Consider the following 24,944-nt stretch of genomic DNA (forward strand, 5'->3'; position numbering starts at 1 on the left):
CCGGACAGCTTTGCGGCAACTTGTTCCAGTGTGGTTTTATGGCCTTTCCAATCCGGGATTCACTGCGCCCCGAATTGAAATATTGGGCTACCATGGTGCAGCGATGAGTAGGGCGGGGTGGAAAAGATACAAACTTGAAGATATCCTCTCAAAGACAATTGATAACAGAGGAAAGAATCCGCCATTCTCCGATACGGGGTATTCGTATATCGATACCACCTGTATTGTTGGCGACAATAGATATCCCAGCTACGCTTTGGTTAGAAAGTATGTTTCAAAAGAAACGTATGAAAACTGGTTTCGCAGTGGCCATCCAAGAAGAAATGATTTACTTATAGCCACTGTAGGGGCAAATATTGGGAAGATTTGTTTGATGGACGACACGCCTGCCTGCATAGCACAAAATACGATTGGATTACGTATTGATGTGGCTGTTGCCGACCCTATTTTTGCTTACTATGTGCTTAGTAGTAATGAAATCCAGTCGAATCTGAAATCGTTGGATATCGGATCAGCTCAGCCGAGCATAAAGGTGCCACATCTTCTCAACCTATCCGTTGCCCTCCCTCCGCTCTCAACTCAGAGCCGAATCGCGGCCATCCTCTCCGCTCTGGATGATAAAATAGAACTCAACCGTCAGATCAATGCCACACTGGAAGCCATTGCACAGGCCATTTTCAAGGAATGGTTTGTTGATTTAAATTTTCCCGGCGCAACAGGCGAAATGGTTGAGAGTGAGTTGGGGATGATTCCACACGGCTGGTGGGTGGAAAAATTAGGGGAGATAGTAGAAGTAAAAGGTGGAACAACGCCAAGTACCAAAGAGGAAAGGTTTTGGAATGGTGAAAACTATTGGGCAACACCAAAAGACCTTTCAAACTTAAGTTCACCCATTTTATTGACCACAGAAAGAAAAATTACAACAGAGGGTGCCAAGCAGATAGGTTCGGGTATTCTCCCTTCGGGCACTTTACTTTTATCTTCAAGAGCGCCAATAGGCTATTTGGCAATTTCAGATATACCCGTTTCAATCAATCAAGGTTTTATCGCTATTAACGCCAAGGCAACGTCAAACTTATTTATTTTGCATTGGCTAAAAGAGAATATGGAAACTATCATTGGCAGAGCCAATGGCTCCACATTTTTGGAAATTTCAAAAACCAATTTCCGAGAGATTGAATTAGTTATTCCTGATACACAGATTACCCAGATGTTTGAAAAAGTCATTGCCCCAATTTTTGAACAGATAAAAGTCAATATGCAAGAATCTATAACTCTTGCCACCCTGCGTGATAGTCTTTTGCCTAAGTTAATGAATGGAGAAATTGACTTATGAGCGAAGAGCTGCGAATTGAATATTTAGATAATCAAGAGTTTAATGATCAGTTCGATTCCGATAATCCTGAAATCAAGATTGGGGACCTGACGCCTTATAAAGCCAGTAAAGTGCTTTATTGTGTAGATTACGATGCTTATTTAGATGCAATTCAAGATTATACACAGCGAAATGAAGATGCAAAAAAGGATTCGGTATTCTATTACTACCCGCAACCAATTGCTTATTATTATCAACAATCGGAAAACGGCTACAGCAATAATAATCACCGCCTACAGTTACTGCGTTCGACATGGGAAGCTATAGTTTATACCCTTTATGCAATCGTAATGGGCGAATCTCGTAGTAAGAATTTCCCGCTTAGAAATATAGCAACAATAGACTCTACCGGAAATCCAGATTTGTCTTTCAGTTCATATTTCAGTGATAGCCTTGCGCAGAGACTACTCATAATAGAAAGAATTTTGAAATACGGTATCGACAACAATGTTCTGTTGTTGAGTAACGAAATTATCCAGTTACCTGTTATACAAAAAATAAGACGATTAAATCAGGAAAGAAATGGTTTCATGCATACGGCGGCTCTATCGGAGGAACAGGCTTCTCAAAGACATTTGGAGCTCACCCCCGAAGTATTGGAAGTTCTATCAGATTTAAGTGAATTGGCATCAATAGACGTTCTGCATTATATAGGAAACGAAGGATCTGCAACAGCATTAAAATGCGAAATTTTTAAGAGCTTTACATTGGCGCGGCAAAATTCACCAACTATAAAAATAACTTCGGCACAATTACATGTTCTTGCTAATGAGTTAAATCACCAGAATATTCTTGCATATTATAAAGGAAATTTATTCAGCATTACCCCATTTTTCTATTTCAAGTCAGAAGCGAATGGAAATATTACGAACCTTTGTTATTTCAAACGAAGACATTCCAGCACAAGATACGAGTTTGAAATTGTCACCCGCTCAGATGTATACGAAGTGGATGGAACAGCCTTTCAAGATAGGATTAACGAATTGCGAGGTTTAATTATATGAGTGCAAAATCACAAGTAATCGCAGAGTCTGAAATCGAACAAATTGCTCTTGAGATTCTCCGCGGTGAGAATCGATATAACGACATCCTATACGGCCCCGACATCTCCGAAGGCCCTGCCAAAGAGCGCGAATACACCGAAGTTATCCTTCAAACCCGCCTGCGGGCCGCCATTGACCATATCAACCCGACCATGCCCATTGACGCACGAGACGATGCCTTCAAAATGGCCATCCGTACTACCTTCACGACCGTAATTGACAACAACGAAACCTTTCATCGCCTCCTTACCGAAGGGGTGGACGTCAAGTTCGGCATCGGTGAAGGTAAATCAAAAAGTGATAAAGTCAGACTCATCGATTTTGACAACCCGGAAAACAACGAATTCGTGGCTGTCAATCAGTTCACGGTTTTAGAAAACCACAACAACAAGCGGCCTGACATTGTCATTTTTATTAATGGTATGCCCCTTGTGGTAATGGAACTGAAAAATCCTGCCGATGAAAATGCAGACGTGCAGGCAGCCTTCAGTCAGCTCCAGACCTACCAGCAGCTTATCCCGTCACTCTTTACCTACAATACTTTTCTCGTTATCAGTGACGGCTGGTTTGCGAAGATCGGTACCATCTCCAGCGATTACTCACGTTTTATGGACTGGAAGAGCGCCGACGGCAAAACTATCGTGGATACCAAGCATCAGTCCGAACTGGAACCCATGATAAAGGGGCTTCTTAATAAAGCAACCATCCTTGATGCAATCCGCCATTTTATTGTCTTTGAAAAAACCAAAGAGGCAACAATCAAAAAGATTGCCGCCTATCATCAGTATTATGCCGTTAATCGGGCCATTACTTCCACCATCCGTGCTTCTGTGGAACCGGGGTCTTTTGTGGCTGAGCATCCCGCAGAGTACGGCTTTCCAAGCGTTGACGAGCAGGCCCAGGGTGACAAGCGGGCAGGTGTTGTCTGGCATACACAGGGCAGCGGTAAAAGCCTTTCTATGGTTTTTTACGCGGGCAAGCTCGTGCTGGCAGAAGAGATGAACAACCCCACCATTCTGGTACTCACTGACCGGAATGATCTTGACCAACAGTTATTTGAGACATTTGGCAATTGCCAGCAGCTTCTCCGCCAGACCCCGACTCAGGCAGCCAATCGGGACGATCTTCGAAAGCTTCTGTCTGTGGCATCCGGCGGCATCATCTTTACAACCATTCAAAAGTTCTTGCCTGAAGAAAAAGGCGGAACATATCCGCTCCTCACTGATCGGCGCAACATTGTCGTCATTGCCGACGAGGCCCACAGAAGCCAGTACGATTTTATTGACGGTTTTGCCAGACACATGCGCGATGCCCTGCCAAAGGCTTCCTTCATCGGATTTACCGGGACCCCTCTTGAAAAGGAGGACAAGAACACCCAGGCTGTTTTCGGTAATTACATCGACATCTACGACATCCAGCAAGCTGTGGAAGATGGGGCAACCGTACCCATTTATTATGAGAGCCGCCTTGCCCGGATCAGTCTTTCCGAGGCCGACCGCAAAGTACTCGATGAGCGCGTGGAAGAGGTAACGGAAGACGACGAGTTAACAGAACGACAGAAACGCTTTGTAAAATGGGCAAGCAAAGAGGCTGTTGTGGGCAGTGCAAACAGACTAAAACAGGTTGCCGCCGATTTGGTCAAACACTTTGAAGCCCGGCTCAGTGCGTCGGAAGGTAAAGGTATGATCGTCTGCATGAGCCGTCGAATCTGTGTTGGCTTGTACGGGGAAATCCTTAAATTGCGGCCCTATTGGTACAATTCAGAAGATGACAAAGGCGCGATCAAGGTGATTATGACAGGGTCTGCCAGTGATCCCCTTGACTGGCAGGAACATATACGCAACAAGGAGCGCCGCAAAGCAATCGGCAACAGACTGAAAGACCCCAAAGACCCGCTTAAGCTCGTTATTGTCCGCGATATGTGGCTCACCGGATTTGATGTGCCATGCCTCCACACCATGTATGTTGACAAACCCATGAACGGCCATAACTTGATGCAAGCCATTGCCCGCGTCAACCGAGTCTTTGGCGACAAGAAAGGCGGGCTTATAGTTGATTACATCGGCATTGCCCAGGACCTGAAAAACGCCTTGGCAAACTACACCGCAATCCGCCCTGATAGGGGCGAGATCGCCTACGATCTGGAGAAGGCTGTTGACAGGATGAAGGAATTGTACGAAATTGCCTTGGATATGTTCGACGGCTTTGACTATCGCCGATACTTTACGTTGGAATCAAAGGCAAAGCTGGAATTCATTCTCGATGCTGCCAACTACATCGAAGAACTGACCGGAGAAAAAGACGGGAAAGTGGTAAGAAATGGCAAGGAACGCTTCAAGGGAAACGTGATCAGCCTGCAGCAAGCTTTTGGCCTTGCCGTGCCCCACCCCGATGCCATGAAAATACGTGATGATTTGGCACTCTTCCAGGCTATTAAAGCCCGCTTCGCCAAGTTTGATGACCAGACCAGAACTCGGACTAATCAGGAGATCGAGACAGCCATCAGACAGATTATCAATGATGCCATCATCTCCGAAGAGGTGGTGGATGTCTTCGATGCAGCCGGAATCAAGAAGCCTGATATATCAATTCTGTCCGATGAATTTCTTGCCGAAATTCAGGGAATGAAGCGGCAAAACCTTGGGTTGGAACTTCTTAAACGACTCCTCAATGACGAGATTAAAACCCGCGGAAAGACCAATCTCGTACAAGGCCGCAAGTTCTCCGAAATGCTTGCCGATGCTGTCAAGCGGTACCAGAGTGGGCTGATTGATTCGGCAAAGATGATTGATGAACTGATTAGGCTGGCGAAAGACATTAGAGAGGCCGATAAGCGCGGCGAAAAGATGAATCTCCGTCCCGATGAATTGGCGTTCTACGACGCTCTTGCTGATAACCCAACTGCTGAAGCTGTGCTTGGCGACTTCACGCTCAAACTGATTGCCCATGAGCTTGTGGAAACTGTGCAGAAGAATACCTCCATTGACTGGCAGGTAAAAGAAAGTGTCCAGGCTAAGTTACGGGTAATGGTAAAAAGGATATTGAGAAAATACAAATACCCTCCCGATGATCCAACAACAGGCGAATACACTGTTTCCGTCACAAAAGTGCTGGACCAAGCCGAAGCATTGGCCGATTTATGGTCAAGCGATGAAGGACGATAAATAGTGCCGTATAAAGAGGAAGGGCCATTTACGCTTGCCGGGGACATAGTTCCGTTCCATTGATTCCATTGACATCAGCTTTTTTAATCGTACAGGATTAATACATGCCACAATGAATTGAGCCCGACATGAAAGGATCACTCACCTTTCCATGGAAATGGAAAAGAAACAGGCTGCTTTTCAGGTCGACAAAACGTCCCTCTCGTCAGCTAAATATTCATTAATCATGACCCGGGACAACCATTTAGAGACATTTGCATTCAATGTGAATGCAAATTTAAAATCCAATATAAACTCTGTGTTGCACGAATTGATTTTCAATCGCAAAAACTATAGTACCAAATCTTTGTCTTTGATATTACCCCTTTTTTCTTTAATGCATGAGAAAACATAGCTCCATTAATTTCGTTGAAATTCGCTATTTCAGCAGTATCTTTCGCCCTAATTTGCTCCTAAAAGTAGAAAAAATGTTTTGAAATAGTAAGTATTGTAGAATGGCTTCTGTATTTACTTTCCGGCAATTTAAAAAAATGCTAAAACTGTTTTAGCAAATCTTCCGAAAATGAGCTGTCAGTATCCTCGTACAGGTTAGCCATGAGGCCGGCAAACATTAACGACCCTCCGGTGCCGAAGACAACAAAGTTCAGGTGCGAAAAGCGCCCAGCCCCACCTAAAGCGAGCAGAACACTCTATATGAAGCCGCCATCAAACACGTTGAAACCCGCCTAAAAAAAGGCAGGGAGCATATAATACATGAACCTTAAAAAGAATCAGATAAAAGATATGGTTTTACTCAATAAATTTGGACGAGACCCTAAAAATCTGGTAGAATTATTTAAAATTAACTTGTATGGTATAAAATATGAAAACAATTGATGAGATTAAAGAAATCCTTGTACGGCACAAAAAAGAATTGCGGCAGATACATAGAGTAAAAAAGATCGGTATTTTTGGTTCTGTTGTGAGAAAAGAACAAAAGAGGGGAAGCGACATTGACCTGCTTGCAGAGTTTGAAGAGCCTCTAAGCCTTCTTGACATTGTGGGAGCAGAAATATATCTGAGAAAGATTCTGAAAGCCAAGGTAGACCTTATTCCCAAAGAAGATCTTCGTCCAGAAATCAGAAAGAGGATTCTGGAAGAAACTGTTTACGCATGAATAGAGAAATCGATCTCTACATCAAAGATATTCTCGATAATATGGACAATGCCGAAAAGTTCATAGCCAATATGACTTTTGAAGCATTTTCTGCGGATATAAAAACTGCCTATGCAGTTTCAAGATGTATAGAAATTATTGGTGAAGCGTCAAAAAACGTTCCTGCAGTTGTGAGAAAACAATATCCTGACATACCGGCGGGGATGCGAGACAAGGTGATTCACTTTTACTTCGGTGTAAATTACAAAAGAGTTTGGTTGGTTGTAAAAAACGACATACCGAAAATCAGGCCGTTCATTGCAAATGTCTTTAAAGAATTGCACAAAAAAGACAATAAAAACTAATGACCTCCATTATCTTAGATACCCTTGACCTCACCCCTGGCGAGCGGGATGCCGTCTATGAAGCGTTTATCAACCTCGTCGAAACCCGCCTCAAAAAGGCAGGGAGCGTATGAATTTAGAGAATGTAATTTTAAATAGGGAAGGAATTTAACAAATGCCAAAACCTAACACATCAATTGAAAGAAAGGGTTAGGACTATGACTATTAAAGAGAGAATTATGGAGTTCATAAAAGACAGATACTATTTTCACGTCGATGACCTCAAGCGTTATTTAGAAAATAAAAAGGTTCAGGTCAAAGACGACAGCCTGAAAAAGACGCTGACACGTCTCAAGATGGATAAAACAATTTACCAGGCGGGGCGGGGTTGGTACTCCACCATAGAAAATGTTGTCCAAGTAAACACTGAACCGATAGAACCAATAATTGGTTTGATCAGAGAGAAATTGCCCCTCCTTGATGTGTCGTGCTGGAGCACAATTCAGATAAGGGAGTTTTTTCATCACCTTCCAAATCAATTTGTCACGTTCATGTATGCCGACAGAGATGCCCTTGCAAGCCTGAAAGATCTTCTATCAGAGCACGGATTTATGCCCTATTTAAATCCAGGGAAAAAAGAAGCCGAGAAATACATCGAACTGAGTGAAAAGATCGTTATCTTAAGACCTTCCGTATCGCAGCAAAGGCCGAAAAGCAGTTTCTTTACACCAGTCGAAAGGATACTTGTAGATTTGTTCGTGGAGTCAAAAGCCCTTAACCTATTGGATAACAGAGAGGTTATTCGCATTGTGTCAGACATAGCGACCAACTATCGTATCAATGTTGGGGAAATGCTTGATTATGCTGACAGAAGGGGAATAAAAGAAAGTATAAGAAAAACTATCCCGGAACTAAAGTCCACCAATGCCAAGTAAGAACATAATTTGGCATAAGAGGACAAAAGGTAAAGGATGATTACAAAGGAATGCTTTCGAGCGGAACGAGTATCGGAAATAGCCAGAGAAATCAAGGTTGATCCGGCACTTATCGAAAGAACCATTTATGCATTTGAGTTGCTTGGCGCCTTAATAGAAAAGGGCATTGACCTGGTTTTTAAAGGCGGAACCAGCCTGATGCTCATGATTCCTGAATTAAGGCGATTTTCCATCGACATTGATATCATGTCCCGGGAGAACGATCATGCATTAACAAAGGCATTCGATGGTATTGTTGCTGACGGGGTATTTAAAAGATGGGAAGAAGACCACAGGACTGAGCGTGATAATCTACCGAAAAGACATTATAAATTTTATTATTCATCTGATATTGCAAGGAAAGAGCTATATATTCTGCTCGATTGCGTCAAAGCGGATGTCCTCTACCCAAAGACTGTAAAGAAAGCCATTGCTTTGCCATTCTTTGCGTGCGATCGGGAGATAGAAGTCAATATCCCGACTATCAATGGTCTCGCCGGGGATAAGCTGACGGCTTTTGCACCGACGACCATTGGAATCCTTTATGGACAGGGGAAGTCCATGGAGATTATCAAACAGTTGTTCGATATTGGGGCGCTGTTTGAACAGGTGACTGATTTGCAAGAATTGGGTGAAGCTTATACCCTTATCTCCAAGCAAGAAGCAATGTTTCGTAAGTTGACATTAGAATCTAAGGATTTTCTAAACGACACCATTAAAGCATCACTTCTGCTCTGCCAATCGGGGCTTCGAGGTTGTATAGAAAATGAACAGACCAGGGAATTAAAAGATGGTATCATCAGAATAAGGAGTCACACAAGAGAAGGACGATATACAAATGCTAATGCAAAAGAAGATGCTTCAAGGGCGGCTTGCCTTGCCTCTTTGGTGAGGGACAAGAATCTGGATTTCGACATCACATCTTTTCGAAAAAACATAGGCAATACAGATCAAATTAAAAATATGTCACTTCCAGACGACTATAGAATTTTGGATAAGTTTAAAAAAATTGCTCCGCATAGTTTCCATCTATGGCTGATAACCACTGGGGTTATAAGTCGATTGTAATAGGCTGGGCTATTTCAGTGCCGGAGGTATCCCGGAAGATGGCAGAATAAGTGAGGGAATGAAATCATTACTGACCATAGAACGATGGGTGAAAAAATTGCTTTAAAATTTGGTATTTCGTTTGAAATTGTTTATAATAATACTTTAAGTAATTTTGGAGGCTTAGAAAAATGGCAAGCAAAATAAATATTCCGAAGCAAAAATTAGAAGAATTTTGCCAACAGAACCGCATAAGGAAGCTTGCCCTTTTTGGATCAGTATTGAGGGACGATTTTAAAACAGAAAGCGATATTGATGTGTTGGTAGAATTTGAACCAGAGGCCAGGGTGGGGTTTTTTGAGCTTTACGACATGGAACAGGCATTGTCGAATATTCTTGGCAATAGAAAAGTGGACCTGAATACCCCTAAATGCTTGAGTAAGTATTTTCGGGATAAAGTTGTAGCAACCGCAGAGGTGCAGTATGTCAGACAATGATCCAAAAATAAGACTCTTTCATATGCGTGATTATGCGCAAAAGATTATATCTTTGTCTAATGGTAAAGAAAAAGCCAATCTGGATGAAGATGAGATATTCTGCCTTGCAATGACCCGGCTCATCGAGCTTATCGGAGAAGCTGCAAGCAAATATCCGAAAGAAAAGCAGAGCGAATATCCACAAATTCCATGGCCAAAAATAATCAGCATGCGGAACAGGTTAATCCATGGTTATGATTTTGTTGATTATGATATATTGTGGGATGCCATCACTATAAACATGCCGCAGCTTCTTGCTGAACTTGAGAAAATTCTTTCTCCTGAGACATAAAACGACATGCCTGCCCATGACATAATAGAAAACCGTAATGAAAACCTATATTTTCATTACTAATTTGTGCCGATACGCCGGCATGAGTGTTTGATTTGGAAATGAAACCTATCCCCCGCCAAGCAGTATTAGAGAAATTGTAATTGTATCTCCGTCCTTAAGTCCGGTATCCAGACCTTGCGGAAGGGTATAATGAAGCACATCGTTCAGGCGCACCTCAAAAAGGCCGTCAAGCATTAGTTCCCCTGTACGGGAATCAGTAATTTCCTTAACAAAATGAGTGTCAGCAAGGACCTTGCTGAAGAAATCCCGCAATGTACCGGCTTCCATTTCCACTTCATCGGGAATTTCAGGAATATTCATTGTCTTCCTTACTTTTATCTTCATGCCGGCATCTCTACCTTATACCAATTCGGATTCATACATAGAACGAGGCAACGAGGAACACCCGCAAGCGGGTACCCGGACGCAGGCGTACTTTTACAGTACGTCAAGGAACACGACGACGAGTTAACGAAGTTATGTGTTTGAAGGCGAATTGGTATTATATTTTCCTCTCACGTCCCTGCCAGTATTTCTCCCTTATCTGCCGCTTCAATATCTTCCCCTGAGGGTTCTTAGGAAGAGACTGCACAAATTCTACTGATCTGGGAACCTTGTACCGGCCAAGATGTTCCCTGCAGAAGGCGGTAATGTCATCGCTTCCCACCTCATGTCCTTCTTTCAAAGTTATTACTGCATGCACCCGCTCCACCCATTTCTCATCGGGTACACCGATGACTGCAGCTTCCGATACTGCCGGGTGTTTGTAAAGTACTTCTTCAATTTCCCTGGGAAAGACATTTTCCCCGCCTGTGATGATCATGTCTTTCTTTCTATCAACAATATAAATAAACCCTTTTTCGTCATAATAACCCATATCGCCGGTGTGGAGCCATCCATTGGCCATTACATCGCGTGTTTCAACAGGCTTACGCCAGTAGCCCGTCATCACGGCTTTGCTCTGCATCACAATTTCTCCAACTTCATGAGGTCTTGCATCGTTATCATTTTCATCCACAATCCTTGCATGGACCCAGACGCAGGGCTGCCCGCAGGAAGCAAGCACTTTTTGCTCTTCAGGAGACATATCAGGAAACTGATGGAATTCCAGTGGAAGAATGGCTATATCAGGTCCGGACTCTGACTGTCCGTAACCCTGCCCGAAAATCGCACCGAATCGGGCAATTCCTTTCCGCAGAAGTTCCAACGGCATCGGAGAGGCTGCATACCATATCTGCTTGAGACTTTTCAGATCATACTTATCAATATCAGGCAGAGCCAGCATGCCTACAAGCTGAGTGGGAACAATATGGACATCCGTTGCCCACTCATCCTCAATGGTCTTAAGGGTAGCTGCAGGGTCAAAGGACCTCTGAGGCATGATCACATTGCATGCACCCACATAAAAAAACGCCCAGAAATGGGACCAGCCGCCTATATGAAACAGGGGCAGGATCATTACATGCTTATTGCCCGGCTGAAGACCCGCAGTGAGCACCTTGGTGCGCGCCTCTTCCATCTTACGCAAATGGGTATAGACTGCACCGCGCGGAACACCGGTGGTTCCACTGGTATAAAAGATTACGAAGGGGTCATCCTCCTCAATCTGGACATCCGGTTCTTCTTTTGAATATGTTTCGAGCAATTTATCATGTGTGAGCATTTCCGGAACAATCCCCTCAAGGGAAATGTAATGTCTGACTCCCTGCAGACGAGGTCTCAACTGATTAACTATTTCCACCAACTCCGGACCTACAAAGAGTACCTTGACCTCAGAATAATTAATTATATAATCGAGCTCATCTGCCTGCATCCTTGGGCTGAATGGGGATACAATGAATCCGCCCTTCATTCCCGCCCCGTAGACGTCAGTATATTCGAGACAGTTCCAGGAAAGGATGCCTATACCGTCACCCTTCTTGAGTCCAAGTTCCTGGAGTGCACGGATAAGGCTATTCACGCGGGCATTATATTGAGAAAAGCTGATCCTCTGAGCCCCGTATATAAATGCCTCCCTGTCAGGGCGAAGCAGCGCATTCCTGTATATAATATCTGCATAGGTGCCTATTGGGTAGCGGCTAAGCTCTTTTAGTATTAATGCTTCCGACATCTTTACCTCCTTTTATCTCGTTCGATTCAAAAGTTTATGCCTTATTGCTGTTTCTGTTTTGAGCAGTTTTATGTGTCCGCTTTTTCTCCTGGTCGGTCAACGGCATGATTGCAATGTCCATCTGCGGCGATATGCTTCACCTTGCGATCCTCCGACGTACGTTCAGTACGCCTACGGCCTGCAAGGCTTGCATCTCATCCACATCTGAGACATTGCTGCCATGCCGCTGACCACTCAACCCGGATTCACATATACACTTATGTGAATCCGTAATAAAGAAGGGGGTGAATTTCTTTATTTTCATTTCTATGTTTTACCTCTCCTTTATTTTGCCTTGTAGAGGTTCGATCTTACACAATCTTCATACCAATTTTTCATGTAACTTTTTTAACAATACCTTCCATCCATCTCCCCTTCTCTTTCAGCGCCTTCACTATCTTTTCCGGTGTAACGGGAAGTTCCTTGAACCATATACCCGTAGCATCGTGGATGGCGCTGATAACTGAAGGGGGAGTGCTCACGTGACTTCCTTCAGAAGCCTCCTTTGCCCCGAAAGGACCGTCGGGGTCATCAGTAATAATATCTATTACTTTTATGTCGGGTACATCGGTAGAGCGGGGCATCTTGTAATCAAGGAAGGTCGGGTTGAGTGTTTTGCCCCTGTCCATGATGAAATCTTCATAAATAGCCTGTCCCATGCCCTGTACAGCGCCGCCTTCGTTCTGGCTCTCAGCCCCGATGGGGTTCAGCGGTCTCCCGCAGTCATGGGCAATCGTAAAATCGGTGACTGTAACATGTCCGGTCTCCATATCCACATTGGCACGGGTCGTTTGTGCGGTAAAGCTAAAAGCCGTGCCGGAATTACCTCTACCTGTCTCGAAATCGAGCGGTTCGATCCCATAGCCTGAGTACCCCTTCCCTATAATGACAGCACCGGAACCGGAATAACAGGCAATCTTGGCCAGTTGCTCAAAAGATATTTGTCGTGAGGGATCTGATTTAAGACACACTATTGAGTTCTTGATTTCAATCTCCTCCGGCTTCACCTTCCATAGAGTGCTCAGAATATCAATGAGTTGTTTCCTTGCATCAGCAGCAGCTATTTGAACGGCCTGGCCTGCAAGGACCGTCACGCGGCTTCCGTAACTTCCCGCATCGACAGGCGTATAGAAGGAGTCAACACGCTTAAAATCAATATCCCGGAGTTTCACCCCCAGTTCCTCTGCCGCAATCATAGCAAGAACTGTGTCAGACCCCTGTCCGCAATCCGTAGCGCCGGTGATCAGATTCACAGTACCATCTTCGCATATCCTGACAATAGCTGCGCAGGATTGGTGGCCAAGCTGACGAGCCCCGCTCATATAGGCAGTGGCAGACATCCCCACTCCATAGGAAACATTACCGCTTCGTTTTGGGACCTTGTCTTTTTCAGCCCAGAGCGGGTCTCCGACAAGTGTCCGTATGGCTTCTTTAATCCCGCATGTTTTGATGGTTATATCGTTGATGGTCCGGTAGACAGTTCCCGGTTCCGGATTATCGATTGCATTCCTCATACGGATATCCACAGGGTCGATACCCAGCTCTTCGGCCATCATCTCCATCTGAATCTCACATGCAAAGCGCGTGTGCGTTACGCCATGACCCCGCATTGCTGCGCAGATAGGGTTATTTGTAAATGCCCTGTAAGCATCATGCTTAAAGTTAGGAAGCTTGTAAGGCAGAGGCGTTGCACATCCGGTAAGATACATGGTGAGGGGACTCACAGCAGTATAGCCGCCGCCGTCAGCCACAACGCGGCTCTGAATGGCAGTGATTAATCCATCTTTTGTCATACCCATCTTGTTGTAAACAAGCATGGAGTGTCTCCTCTTGGAAACGGTCAGTTCCTCTTCCTGTGTGTAAACGAACTTAACAGGTTTCCCTGTCTTTTTAGAAAGCATTACAGCACAGAAGTCGCCGGCTACAGAGTCATTCTTTGTGCCTCCGAAACCACCGCCGATAAAAGGCTGGATTACCCTTATCTTCGACAGGGGAAGTCCGAAACAGGCCGCAAGGTGCCGGTAATGGAAGTAGGGGCTCTGCTTTGCCGCCCATACAGTAATAGAACCGGAAGGATCATACCATGCCAGCGATGCAGGCGGTTCCAGATAACCCTTTGTTGCCCTGGAAGTCCTGAAGCGATCTTCCCTGACCAGATATGACTCTGCAAAGGCTTTTTCCACATCGCCGAAGTTCCAGTGGTATTCCACGCTCACATTGTTGGGCCGATAATCATGAATAACCGGTGCACCTTCCTGCATTGCCTCTTCAGGATCGAATACTCCAGGAAGTTCTTCATATTCCACCTTGATAAGATCACACGCCTCTTCGGCAATATCTTCATCTATGGCTGCAACACCGGCTACGCCTTCCATATAGTAACGAACTTTATCCATGGCTAAGGGCGGTTCATCTCTGGTGGTTGCCATAAAACCCCAGGTCCACCCGTTAAAATCTTTTGCTGTAACAACAGCTTTTACACCGGGTAGACGTTCTGCCTTGCTTGTATCAATGTTGAGAATTCTTGCATGGGCATAGGGTGAACGTACCACTTTACACCAGAGCATATTGGGCAGGGAATAGTCGGCAGCATACTTTGCCTGGCCCATGACTTTTTCTCTGCCGTCAACCCTTGGCACTCTTTTACCTATTACATTATATTCTTTCATAAATCACCCTCACCTTGCCGTATCCGCTGAGCGGCTACCTTCACTGATTCGATAATCTTCGTGTAGCCTGTACAGCGGCAAAAATTGCCTTCCAATCCCTTTCGTATCTCTTCGTCGGTGGGGTTATTGTTCGCATCAAGGAGCACCTTTGCGGAAAGGATCATGCCGGGGGTGCAAAAACCGCACTGCATGCCGCCTGCTTCAAGAAAAGCCTCCTGTATCGGGTGAAGCTTGTCCCCGTCGGCAAGGCCTTCTATGGTTGTGATCTCTTTGCCGTTGGCTTCCGCTGCCAATACCAGGCAGGCGTTAACAGCTTTACCTTCCATGATTATTGTGCAAGCTCCGCATTCTCCTGCATTACAGCCTTCCTTTGTCCCTGTTAATCCAAGATCATCACGTAAAATTTCAAGGAGTGTAGACCAGGGTTTGATCTGGAGACCATAATCTCTGCCATTAACGATTATATGTATTTGTTCCACAATTTCCTCCTTACTGAACAAAAACCTGCTTAAGAGCACGTTTCGTCAGGATGTACACCATATCGCAGCGGTATTCTGCCGATGCCCGATGGTCATCTATAGGGCTGCACTCTGTTCCGGCCATCCGGGCTGCCTCTTCAATGATTTCAAGCGTTGGTTTCTGACCGAGGAGAACAGCTTCAGCTTTTCTTGCCCGCAGCGGGGTTGGCGCAACAGCCCCAAGGCCGATCCTGATATCTTTGCATATACCATCAAAGAGCGCACCAAGGGCAGCTACACCCACAATCGCCAAATCCATTGAGTGCCGGGGTGCAAGCTTCAGATAAACCCCGCAGCTCGCCGGAGAAGGTTTCGGGACTGTAATTTCAATGACTATTTCATCACTTTGCAGGATTGTTTCGCAGGGGCCAACAAAATATTGATCAATGGGAACGATCCGCTCTCCATTTGGACCTTTAATCTTTACAGCTGCTTCCATTGTCAGCAGCGCCGGAGCGCTGTCGGCAGAGGGGACAGCATTGCAGATATTACCGGCAAAGGTTCCCCTGTTTCTTATTTGCGGAGAAGCCATACACGATGCAGCCTGTGCGATGGACGGATAGTATTGCCGGATAACAGGCGACTTCTCTATGGCGCTGATTGTGGTCAAAGGGCCAATCTTCAAACCGGACTGTTCATCATATGAAATGGTATCCAGTCCTCCTATTGCTTTCAAGTCAATCAAATATCGGGGGACATTGATAGCCCGTTGCTTTAACTGTGGAATCAAATCAGTACCGCCTGCAAGGAGCCTTGCCATCCCTTTGTGCTCGTTTAGAAGCGTTAAGGCATCATCAAGCGTCTTCGGCATAACATAATCAAATCTTGGCAATTTTCGGTAAAATACGGCCATAGCGGACTCCTTTTAAAATATTGTTCACCGGCATAATTTTATAATATTTTAAGTACATATACAAATCCATAAATATCCGGATATTCTAAACTTTTTCTGTCTTAAATAGTTTAAAAACTTTAATATCATATGTTTGATTATATCAGTATCATTGCTCTTGTGTAAATAGTCGAAAGAGTTTCGGGCTCTATAATGTCGATAGGCAGAACCTGTGAAAAATGACATAAATTACAACGTATCATGGCAGAGACAGGCTCTTGTCTTCGGCTCGTACTTTTGATAGTATTATTCCAAGGCGAATTGCTTAAAGGAGATGGAAAATGAAACCGCGAATTAATATGATTACTCTTGGCATTATGGATATGGACAGGGCAACTCGGTTTTACGAAGATGGACTCGGCCTTCCCCGCATGCCTTTTGAGGGAGGCGCTGCTTTTTTCACGCTGAACGGCTCATGGTTGTCATTGTACCCATGGAATGCACTCGCTGATGATGCTACTGTAACTTCAAATGGAACCGGTTTTCGCGGAATTACGCTGGCTCATGTAGTGTCGAGCAAAGAGGAAGTCAGGGATGTAATTAACCGGGCTGTTGAGTCCGGAGGAAAGCTTATTAAACCGGCGCAGGATGTGTTTTGGGGCGGCTACTCCGGATACTTTGCTGATCCTGATGGACATTTATGGGAAGTAGCCTGGAATCCCCATTTCTGGCCTGGGCCTAAAGAAGATGGAAAAGCATAACCAGGATATCAGTGGAACCTGATAGAACCATATCTCACTGAGCAGCGTATTGTGCATAGATATCTGATAAGAGAATCAGGAATCAGGGGACGTAATTGACAATATTCACTAGTCGTGTTAGCCAACTACGCTCCTTCACCTCTCCGTCTTAGCTTTTCTTTCGCCTGAACGCAAGTCCGGCAAAACCACTGGCAAGGGGGAAAACAAAGGGGTCTGCCCTTGACATTTGAATTATTGGCAAGACTATAGGAAAGGTAGTAATGCCAAACAAGTTAAATAACAACAAGTTGCCCAACACAAAAATTGAAAAATTTAAACTTTCTTATCTTTACGGTATTATTACTAAAAGAGATGGTATTGTCAGAAGTTAAATGAAAAGCAGGTACACAGAATGAGTATTACAGGCGCTTACAAGGAGAAAACAGGGGGAGGGAAATGAAGTATGGAAATGAAGAAATCCTTCTTCATTTCTGCCGGATTCATATCAGCGAATAAAGGCAGATGGGAATCCGGCTTGAGTGGGCGACGGCATGTCGGGAATGTTCAGGTTTGGATGGGCTGTAAGCATTGCAGGCTGTAGGCGTACTGAACGTACGTCGGAAGATCGCAAAGCGCAGCAGACCGCCAAAGATGGATATTCCCGAACATGCCATTGACCGACCAGGGGAACAAAGACAAACTGCTCAAGAATAAGAGCAAAAGGTAAGAAATTTTTGACAATACCAAAGAGATTGCCCGGAGGTAGGAAAATGGAAACAAAAATGAAAATGATTTATTGGAAAGGCAAAAAGTTCTGGGTTGGCAAGCTGCTTGAACATCCTGAGATAATGACTCAAGGCGAAACACTTGAAGAATTGGAAGAAAATATGAAAGACGCATATATACTTATGGCTATGGAAGATGTTCCTGAACATCACGAAGTAAGAGAACTTGATCTTAATATATGAACAGAAAAGAATTGATAAAAAGAATCACCGTTGCCGAGTGCGTGTTTGTAAAGACTATGGGGTCAAATCTTTTATTCTTTACATTATCCCCTTTTTTTAATACATGAGGGAACATGGATTGATATTTTTTTAATAGCGGGACTGGCCGCAAATGAGCTGTCAGGATCCCTGTGCAGGTCAGCCATGAGGGCTGCCAACATTAAGAATCCTCCAGCCCCACCCTATGCAAGGTGCGTCAGGGTACCCTTTTATCGATATACACGCCTTCCCGAGAGAGGTGGTGCTGCAGCTCCGGTTTTGGCAGCGCCCGCGCGTGGCGGTTGGGCGGGACGCGTCTTGGGACGGGCGCCGGCATTCGTGCGTGTACCGACATTCGTGCGTGTACCGGTCTGCGCTGCTTTCGGTTGTGTCCGGTGGTGCTGCGGCTCACGTGGTTGGCGTGCAAATTCAATATCCCGTGACGGCGCTGATTTCTTATAATCGAAATCCTTCAATATGCGGCGCTCGATCTTCTCACCGAGCACACGCTCAATGCTCTTGATCAGCGACTCGTCCTCATGGCCGACGAAAGTGAAGGCGTCGCCGGTCTTTGCAACACGGCCGGTACGGCCGATACGGTGTGTGTAAGCATCCGTTGTATCCGGAATGTCATAGTTGATTACATGGGATATGCTCAAGACATCAATGCCGCGGGCCGCGATATCGGTGGCCACCAGAATCTGGTACGAGCCGTTGCGGAAGCCGTCAAGTGCATCCTGGCGTTTGTTTTGCGACAGGTTCCCCTGGAGTGAGGCAGCCTTATACCCTGCCTTCACAAGTTCTTGCCCGATGATTTTGGCCCGGTGCTTGGTGCGTGTAAAGATCAGGATGGATTCCGTATCGGTACGCTTCAGGATCTCCATGAGGAGTCCGGTTTTCTGATATTGCTCTACCGGGTAAAGGGCATGGGACACGGTGCTTGCCGGACCCGTATGGCCGACCTTCACTGTAATCGGGTTATGCAGCACTTCATCCGTCAGTTTTCGGATATTATCGGCCATGGTGGCAGAAAACATCATCGTCTGGCGCTTTAAGGGCAATTGTTTGACGATACGCCGGATATCGGGCAGGAAACCCATGTCGAACATACGGTCCGCCTCATCAAGGACAAGGACCTCCAGGCCGGTAAGGTTGATCGTCCTCTGGTTAAGGTGATCGAGTAACCGGCCGGGGCATGCGACAACGATATCGACGCCGCCGCGCAGTTTCTGGATCTGCGGGTTCACACCCACGCCGCCGTAAATTGTGCAACTCTTCAGGTGTGTGTTGCGTCCCAGCTCTCCAATCGATACATGGATCTGTTCCGCAAGTTCGCGCGTAGGCGCAATAATCAAGGTGCGGACCTTGCCGCGTGGACCCCGCAGTAAACGATCTAAAATAGGTAGCACAAAAGCCGCTGTTTTGCCTGTCCCGGTCTGGGCAAGACCCATAACATCTTTGCCTGCGAGGGCTGGCGGGATTGCCTGTACCTGGATTGGAGTAGGGACTTCGTAGCCGAGTGCCTTGACGCCTGCCGTTATTTGAGGATGAAGCTTAAACGAACTAAAACCCATATTATCTTCCTTATAAAGAGAAATTAGTATCTGAAGCAGGATATGACCTAAGATTAGCGTTTTACAGGAAAGTTTTTTTGAGGAACTTTAAAATGACTCTCTAACACGGCTTTTAGTCAGCACTTCATTACTTAGCCAATAGTATAAGTTTATTCGGCGTTCAAGTCAAGCTACTTCCAACAATGGAACTGGCGGGATCAAATCTTTATCCTTGAGATTTGACCCCACATGCATTTGAATCTATGCGAAATGCTTTAGAATGTAACACTGTCACAGTGAGTGAAACCATTAAAGTTACTCAGTAACAAATAGCCCCGGAGGGGGGCGTGTTTAACGAAGGAATATATAAGCCAGAGCAACTGCTATGATAAGACTGGGCAGCATATTGAGTATGGGCAGCTTCTTTATTTCCAGGATATTGATGCCGAGGCCGATAAGAAGCAGCCCGCCTACGGCGCTCAGCTCATTTATCAGTATGTTAGTAAAAAACTGCTGCAGCGACGATGCAAACAGCGTAATACCGCCCTGGTAAAGAAAAAGCGGAATAGCTGAAAAGATTACTCCGATTCCAAGAGTTGCAGATAAGGCAAGAGAGGAGAAACCATCAAGGACTGCTTTAGCCACGAGCAGGTTGGGCCGTCCGCCCAGTCCCTCTTCAATTGCCCCAAGAATGGTCATTGAACCCATGCAGAACAGAAGGAAGGCAGTGATAAACCCCTCTGAGAAATTCTTGTCTTTCGACCCTACTTTGCCTTTTATATATTCGCTCAATCTGTCCATCCGCTTTTCGATATTGAGCAATTCTCCTATGATTGAACCGGGAACGATGCTGAAGATCATTATAAGGAAATTACTCGTTTTAGCAGCCATTGTAAATCCGAGGAAAACCGTAAACAGGCCAATGCCTTGAAAGGCTATTTTTGTTATTCTTTCGGGGAGCTTGCTGTGGATAGCCAGACCTATAAGGCTCCCCAGGATGACAGCCCCAACATTTATCAATGTTCCCAGCATAGGTATTTATAGATTATTTTGCATGAATTCTCAAACAAAAATTCAAACTATATTCGGAAACCCCCGGCTTTGCACCGGGAGTTTCCGAATTTTAAATATTCCTATTTTTTCGGCCACTCAGGTTTCGGAAATTCAGGTTTTGCCGTACGCTTCGCACCCGGATCAATAATTTCCCAGTTGCCGTTCTGCCACTGACCTATGTGGCCGGGAAAGGTCATATTGAAATGTATTTTATCAAATTTCATGGGCCCCATAGCCGTATCAAATGTACTTTTAGCCATGACATCCCGTATTTTGGTTTGGTCCAGAGTTCCTGCTGTTTCAATGGCCTTTTCAAAGAACTGCATCGAAGAATAGTAAATCAGTTGTCCCCAGTACTCAACGCCTTTGTATTTGCTCATCAATTTTTCAGCAAGTATTTTAGCACCGGGAGAAGTTTTTTCGTTCCAGGCACCGCCGCCCATAACGCCCTCAACACCGGCTGCAGTAAAAGCATCCCTATACTGCGTCAACATAGGACCGACCGTTAAAAAGAAGGCTTTCGGATTGAAACCGGCTTCTATTGTCTGCCCTGTAACAAGAAAGGCTTCATCAGGATAGAGAAAACCTAAAAATGCATCAACATTTGCCGCCTTGGCTTCTTTGATCAATGGGGTAAGATCCTTTGTTCCATGGGGGAAGCTTTTCGCTGATACAATTTTGATTCCCTTTTTCTTGAATTCTTTAAGCGCCATATCACGATACTCTATCCCGTGCAGATCCTGGATGTATATGATCGCTGCCGTTTTTACTTTGTTTTCAGCAAGAATACCGGCAAGCTCCGGTATCTGGGTTTCAGCCGTATTGAGCACGGTGAAGACGTAAGGCATTTTGGGCATAATTTCTTTGAGTTTTATACAACCACCGGCATTTCCCATCAGTATATATTTATATTTGTTGGCAACCGGTGCTGCCGCATAGAGCATTGCCGTGCCCCAGGGGGCAAGTACAAAATCAACTTTATCTTCTAAGATAACCTTCTCCATCAGTTTTGTCATGGTACCAACATCGCTTTTATCGTCATATTTGATAAGTTCAATGGGTAATTTCTTACCGTATTCCTTTACGTATATTCCTCCTTTTGCGTTAACTTCTTCAAGCCATATGTCGTAGGCAGCCCCGGTTGTCGCTGCTACAGAGGCGGATAACATGCCGGAGAGTGAAGTGACCCAGCCTATACGGATCTTATCCTTCGCCGGTGCCGCATTAACATCAGTAAAGCATAAAAAAGCAACAATCGGAATAAACACCAATAAAGCAAAAAACACCTTCTTCTTCATTATATACCCTCCTTTTACTGTATTTGGTATTGCCAAAGCCTTCTTAAACTTTTGTCCAAAACTCTTTTCTAAAAAGCTTGCCTCCTGTGTGAACAAGATCCGTATAGTTGACAGATTAATCAGAACTTGGATCAAGCTTATCTGATTTTATCTTCTTCTCGAAGTCCTGCCAGAAAGCTTCATCCGGTTTGCGCCAGTAAGGCCCCCACCCTTTGTTAAAAAATCCTTCAAGCTGTTTTAAGACACGATTCCAGACAGAGCCATATTCATAGGTAAGCACATCCTTTAGAAATGGGACTATGTCACCTATCTTATCTTTCGGCAGATACGCCCTTGCTCCGAGCTCTATGGATTGCTTCAGCGCATCCGGGGACAGGGAATGAGCGGTCAGCATTACCACCGGTACAGGATATGGACGTTGAACGGCTTGTTTGAGGAGGTCAAAACCCCGCACTCCCATTATGTCAAAAATGGCCAGATCATACGTCCAGGAAATCAAAAGTTCTGTAGCCTCTTTGTATGAACCGGCAGTATCAATGATGCAATCCGGGGTCTCGGTAAGTATCTCTTCTTTGAGCACTGCAAGTATATCAGGCTCGTCATCTACTACCAATATCTTCTTACCGTTCAAAACAGATCCTTTCATTGCAACCCCTCCAGAGCCGGTTTTTATAAAACTTCCGACAATATTCTTATCAGGTTCCGGCAACACTTTGTTGTTTGCATAATATATACTTCTTTTATGAAACATTCATACAATTTGTAAGTCCACTTCCCCTATATTGAACAGGAAACCTGGTTGCGCTCTCACAGGCAGGCATTCTGCCTTGTTTATCATGGATTTGCAGATTCTTTAATCAAATCTACAAGAATTTCTTCAAATTCCGCCAGATACGCAGCCTTGCTCTCGTGAAACACCAGCTTTATCTCCTTAAGATTCTGTGCTACCACCTGCAGCCATTGATATGGGATAGAAACCAGTACCGTATTCGGTGCAAACAATTCTCTTCCGTTCATACCATGGATCATTTCAGGTATCAGGTAATTCACTTTGCCGCTCTCAAAGGGATAAATGTAGATCCACGAGCATCCCATGAAGATTGTAGTCTTTGAGGTATAGGGCTCACCCGTTGAATAGGTCATTGCTCTCATCACAACTTCTGCCTGTTTGGGCGTGGCAGTGACAATTAAGACATCCGGCTCGAAGGTTATTTTGTCTATCGGGGCAAAAGCCACATAATTAACTATACCCTTAGACAATCTTGGAACATGATGATAAAAGTTGTGGTTAACTCTTGCCTCCTGAACCATGCCCAATCTGGGTCCGATTTGCCCGGCTTCGGCAAAGGGCTCCATATCCGTCATGCCCAGCAATATCTTACCAACACAGGTCTCGTTATTCTCTCTGCTGAAATAAAATGGCGCTTTAGCAAACTGTGCTTCCTTCAGCATTTCACAGAATGCGAGATTCTTGTCCAAAGGCAACTGTTCCATGCCTTCAGGCCTGAAAAACAGGTACTTGACCCCTACCGGCGGCCTCTCAAAATCAATCCTCTTAAAACCGGATAAATCTGTTTGAAGCGGTCTAATCTTCATTATATCCCTCCTGTCAATCGTTTGGATTGCTGTATATCGGTCTTCCTACTCGGCTACACCCCACTTCACACCGGACATGGTTAGCGCCGCTCCGGCAACATCAACATTCGCCGCTCCTCCGTCGATTAACAGAACGGAGCCGGTCATAAAGGATGAATCATCGCTCGCCAGGTAAGCGCAGATACCCGGGATCTCTTCGGGATTGGCAAAACGACGCAGAGGCATACCTGATGATACAAGGTCCAGTACTCCATCCACATCCTTTCCAAGGGCATCGGCAAGAGGGCTAAGCGAGTTCTCGATCATAGCCGTCCTTACACCGCCGGGACAAACCACATTGCACCGGACTTTGAACGGACCATAATCCGTTGCGGCCTGCTGTGTAAGCATGATGAGGCCTGCCTTAGATGAACAATAGGCGGGCATGCCGGGCAAACAGCGCAATCCGCCAAGGGAAGAGATATTGATAATAGATCCTCCACCTGCCTTGATCATGTGTGGTATTGAAGCCTTCATAAGCAGGAACGGACCGGTCAAATTCACGTCGAGGACTTTGCGCCAGACGTCGGGGTCAATATCAACAACGGTCCCTCCGGGATCGATTCCCGCGTTGTTTATAAGGACATCTATTTTCCCTCCGAAGGTAAGCGTTTTCTCGACCATTTGTTGTGCGTCTTCATATTTCGATACGTCCCCGGGGCAGGTTGTCACCATACCCGCAGGGAGTGAACGGGCCACATTATTAAGCATCTCCTGACGACGGCCCGTAATACAGACCTTTGCACCCTCGCGGACAAACCGTTCTGCAATAGCTGTACCGATGCCGGTTCCTCCGCCGGTAATAAGCACCACTTTTCCTTCCAATTTCATATTATTGCCTCCTTATAAATTTCATAGTCCCAGATAAGCCTTTCTCACATGGTCTTGCTCGATAAGATCACAGCACTTTCCTGTGAGAACGAGATGCCCGTTCTCCATTACACAGGCGCGATCGCTCATTTCGAGTGCCTGCTTTACGTTCTGCTCGATAAGCAGGACCGTAATCCCCTGAGTGGGCAATAGCTTAATTACCTTAAATATCTCCGATACCGCCTTGGGCGCAAGGCCGTAAGAAGGCTCATCAAGCATGAGAAGTTTGGGCCTGGACATAAGTCCGCGACCGATTGCTACCATCTGCTTCTCACCGCCGCTCAATGTGCTGACGATCTGGGAAGCCCTCTCTTCAAGCCTCGGGAATATCTTGTAAACATTCTTAAGGGTCTCTCCTCTATGCTTCCAGGCATTACGTTGATATGCGCCCATTTCCAGGTTCTCAAGTACGGACATGTCAGGAAAGAGCCTCCCCTCCTGAGGAACCTGCAACAGACCCTGTTCTACAATGGAGGCAGCGGAATCACGGTCTATTCTCCTGCCCTGAAACTCGATTGTCCCCGATGAGGACTTTACAATACCCGATATGGTGTTGAGCAGAGTCGTCTTGCCGGCTCCATTTGCGCCGACAAGGGCAACGATCTCCCCTTCCTTGACCTCGAAACTCACATTCCACAGGGCCTGTATTTTACGATAAAAGGTGTTTACGTTATTGATGGCAAGCATAG

General features: G+C 45.3%; 24 protein-coding genes. 11 read left to right on the plus strand and 13 right to left on the minus strand.

Going from position 1 to position 24,944, the window contains the following annotated elements:
- The first annotated feature begins 10 nt into the window (after positions 1-10).
- From NT010_11165 to NT010_11205, 9 genes are all read left to right on the plus strand, one after another.
- Positions 11-1,336: a restriction endonuclease subunit S gene (locus NT010_11165; protein ID MCX5806607.1), complete on the plus strand. Its 1,326-nt coding sequence runs from the start codon at positions 11-13 to the stop codon at positions 1,334-1,336.
- The gene (locus tag NT010_11170; protein MCX5806608.1) at positions 1,333-2,379 is read left to right on the plus strand and encodes a hypothetical protein; all 1,047 of its coding nucleotides are present in this window, start codon (positions 1,333-1,335) and stop codon (positions 2,377-2,379) included. The genes NT010_11165 and NT010_11170 overlap by 4 nt, the downstream gene beginning before the upstream one ends.
- Entirely contained in the window at positions 2,376-5,582 is a 3,207-nt protein-coding gene (locus NT010_11175; protein MCX5806609.1) for a type I restriction endonuclease subunit R, read from the plus strand. The genes NT010_11170 and NT010_11175 overlap by 4 nt, the downstream gene beginning before the upstream one ends.
- Positions 5,583-6,444: 862 nt before the next feature.
- Positions 6,445-6,738, plus strand: a complete 294-nt coding sequence (locus NT010_11180; protein ID MCX5806610.1) for a nucleotidyltransferase family protein — start codon at positions 6,445-6,447, stop codon at positions 6,736-6,738.
- Positions 6,735-7,082, plus strand: a complete 348-nt coding sequence (locus tag NT010_11185; GenBank protein ID MCX5806611.1) for a DUF86 domain-containing protein — start codon at positions 6,735-6,737, stop codon at positions 7,080-7,082. The genes NT010_11180 and NT010_11185 overlap by 4 nt, the downstream gene beginning before the upstream one ends.
- A 197-nt stretch (positions 7,083-7,279) precedes the next feature.
- Complete coding sequence (locus NT010_11190) at positions 7,280-7,996, plus strand: hypothetical protein (protein MCX5806612.1); 717 nt, start codon at positions 7,280-7,282, stop codon at positions 7,994-7,996.
- A 36-nt stretch (positions 7,997-8,032) separates the two neighbouring features.
- Positions 8,033-9,103: a nucleotidyl transferase AbiEii/AbiGii toxin family protein gene (locus NT010_11195; protein ID MCX5806613.1), complete on the plus strand. Its 1,071-nt coding sequence runs from the start codon at positions 8,033-8,035 to the stop codon at positions 9,101-9,103.
- A gap of 170 nt (positions 9,104-9,273) precedes the next feature.
- Positions 9,274-9,579, plus strand: coding sequence for a nucleotidyltransferase family protein (locus tag NT010_11200; GenBank protein MCX5806614.1), 306 nt, complete (start codon positions 9,274-9,276; stop codon positions 9,577-9,579).
- Positions 9,566-9,910 carry a DUF86 domain-containing protein gene (locus NT010_11205; protein ID MCX5806615.1) on the plus strand — a complete coding sequence of 115 codons (345 nt, stop codon included), beginning with the start codon at positions 9,566-9,568 and terminating at the stop codon, positions 9,908-9,910. The genes NT010_11200 and NT010_11205 overlap by 14 nt, the downstream gene beginning before the upstream one ends.
- A 108-nt stretch (positions 9,911-10,018) precedes the next feature.
- Here NT010_11205 and NT010_11210 read toward each other — a convergent pair whose 3' ends face one another.
- The 6 genes from NT010_11210 to NT010_11235 all read right to left on the minus strand — a co-directional run bounded on the left by NT010_11210 (position 10,019) and on the right by NT010_11235 (position 16,141).
- Complete coding sequence (locus tag NT010_11210) at positions 10,019-10,297, minus strand: hypothetical protein (protein ID MCX5806616.1); 279 nt, start codon at positions 10,295-10,297, stop codon at positions 10,019-10,021.
- A 157-nt stretch (positions 10,298-10,454) separates the two neighbouring features.
- On the minus strand, positions 10,455-12,062 hold the full coding sequence (locus tag NT010_11215) for a long-chain-fatty-acid--CoA ligase (GenBank protein ID MCX5806617.1): 1,608 nt from the start codon (positions 12,060-12,062) through the stop codon (positions 10,455-10,457).
- A 136-nt stretch (positions 12,063-12,198) separates the two neighbouring features.
- Positions 12,199-12,366 carry a hypothetical protein gene (locus tag NT010_11220; protein MCX5806618.1) on the minus strand — a complete coding sequence of 56 codons (168 nt, stop codon included), beginning with the start codon at positions 12,364-12,366 and terminating at the stop codon, positions 12,199-12,201.
- 70 nt (positions 12,367-12,436) lie between these two features.
- Positions 12,437-14,770, minus strand: coding sequence for a xanthine dehydrogenase family protein molybdopterin-binding subunit (locus tag NT010_11225; GenBank protein MCX5806619.1), 2,334 nt, complete (start codon positions 14,768-14,770; stop codon positions 12,437-12,439).
- Positions 14,767-15,249, minus strand: a complete 483-nt coding sequence (locus NT010_11230) for a (2Fe-2S)-binding protein (protein ID MCX5806620.1) — start codon at positions 15,247-15,249, stop codon at positions 14,767-14,769. The genes NT010_11225 and NT010_11230 overlap by 4 nt, the downstream gene beginning before the upstream one ends.
- A 10-nt stretch (positions 15,250-15,259) precedes the next feature.
- Positions 15,260-16,141: a xanthine dehydrogenase family protein subunit M gene (locus NT010_11235; protein ID MCX5806621.1), complete on the minus strand. Its 882-nt coding sequence runs from the start codon at positions 16,139-16,141 to the stop codon at positions 15,260-15,262.
- Between the two features lie 320 nt (positions 16,142-16,461).
- Between NT010_11235 and NT010_11240 the strand changes: the two genes are divergently transcribed.
- Both NT010_11240 and NT010_11245 read left to right on the plus strand, forming a co-directional pair.
- Complete coding sequence (locus NT010_11240; GenBank protein ID MCX5806622.1) at positions 16,462-16,881, plus strand: VOC family protein; 420 nt, start codon at positions 16,462-16,464, stop codon at positions 16,879-16,881.
- A 749-nt stretch (positions 16,882-17,630) separates the two neighbouring features.
- Complete coding sequence (locus NT010_11245) at positions 17,631-17,828, plus strand: type II toxin-antitoxin system HicB family antitoxin (GenBank protein MCX5806623.1); 198 nt, start codon at positions 17,631-17,633, stop codon at positions 17,826-17,828.
- Between the two features lie 248 nt (positions 17,829-18,076).
- Here NT010_11245 and NT010_11250 read toward each other — a convergent pair whose 3' ends face one another.
- The 7 genes from NT010_11250 to NT010_11280 all read right to left on the minus strand — a co-directional run bounded on the left by NT010_11250 (position 18,077) and on the right by NT010_11280 (position 24,942).
- On the minus strand, positions 18,077-19,420 hold the full coding sequence (locus tag NT010_11250; GenBank protein MCX5806624.1) for a DEAD/DEAH box helicase: 1,344 nt from the start codon (positions 19,418-19,420) through the stop codon (positions 18,077-18,079).
- Between the two features lie 330 nt (positions 19,421-19,750).
- Positions 19,751-20,431 carry a DUF554 domain-containing protein gene (locus NT010_11255; protein MCX5806625.1) on the minus strand — a complete coding sequence of 227 codons (681 nt, stop codon included), beginning with the start codon at positions 20,429-20,431 and terminating at the stop codon, positions 19,751-19,753.
- Between the two features lie 101 nt (positions 20,432-20,532).
- Positions 20,533-21,750 carry an amino acid ABC transporter substrate-binding protein gene (locus tag NT010_11260; GenBank protein MCX5806626.1) on the minus strand — a complete coding sequence of 406 codons (1,218 nt, stop codon included), beginning with the start codon at positions 21,748-21,750 and terminating at the stop codon, positions 20,533-20,535.
- A 115-nt stretch (positions 21,751-21,865) separates the two neighbouring features.
- Positions 21,866-22,396, minus strand: a complete 531-nt coding sequence (locus NT010_11265; GenBank protein ID MCX5806627.1) for a response regulator — start codon at positions 22,394-22,396, stop codon at positions 21,866-21,868.
- 188 nt (positions 22,397-22,584) lie between these two features.
- Positions 22,585-23,346, minus strand: a complete 762-nt coding sequence (locus tag NT010_11270) for a DUF169 domain-containing protein (GenBank protein MCX5806628.1) — start codon at positions 23,344-23,346, stop codon at positions 22,585-22,587.
- A 45-nt stretch (positions 23,347-23,391) separates the two neighbouring features.
- Positions 23,392-24,216 carry an SDR family NAD(P)-dependent oxidoreductase gene (locus tag NT010_11275; protein MCX5806629.1) on the minus strand — a complete coding sequence of 275 codons (825 nt, stop codon included), beginning with the start codon at positions 24,214-24,216 and terminating at the stop codon, positions 23,392-23,394.
- Between the two features lie 21 nt (positions 24,217-24,237).
- On the minus strand, positions 24,238-24,942 hold the full coding sequence (locus NT010_11280; protein ID MCX5806630.1) for an ABC transporter ATP-binding protein: 705 nt from the start codon (positions 24,940-24,942) through the stop codon (positions 24,238-24,240).
- Positions 24,943-24,944: the final 2 nt, after the last annotated feature.

The sequence above is a fragment of the Pseudomonadota bacterium genome (assembly GCA_026388275.1).
Taxonomy (GTDB): Bacteria; Desulfobacterota; Syntrophorhabdia; order Syntrophorhabdales; family Syntrophorhabdaceae; genus JAPLKB01.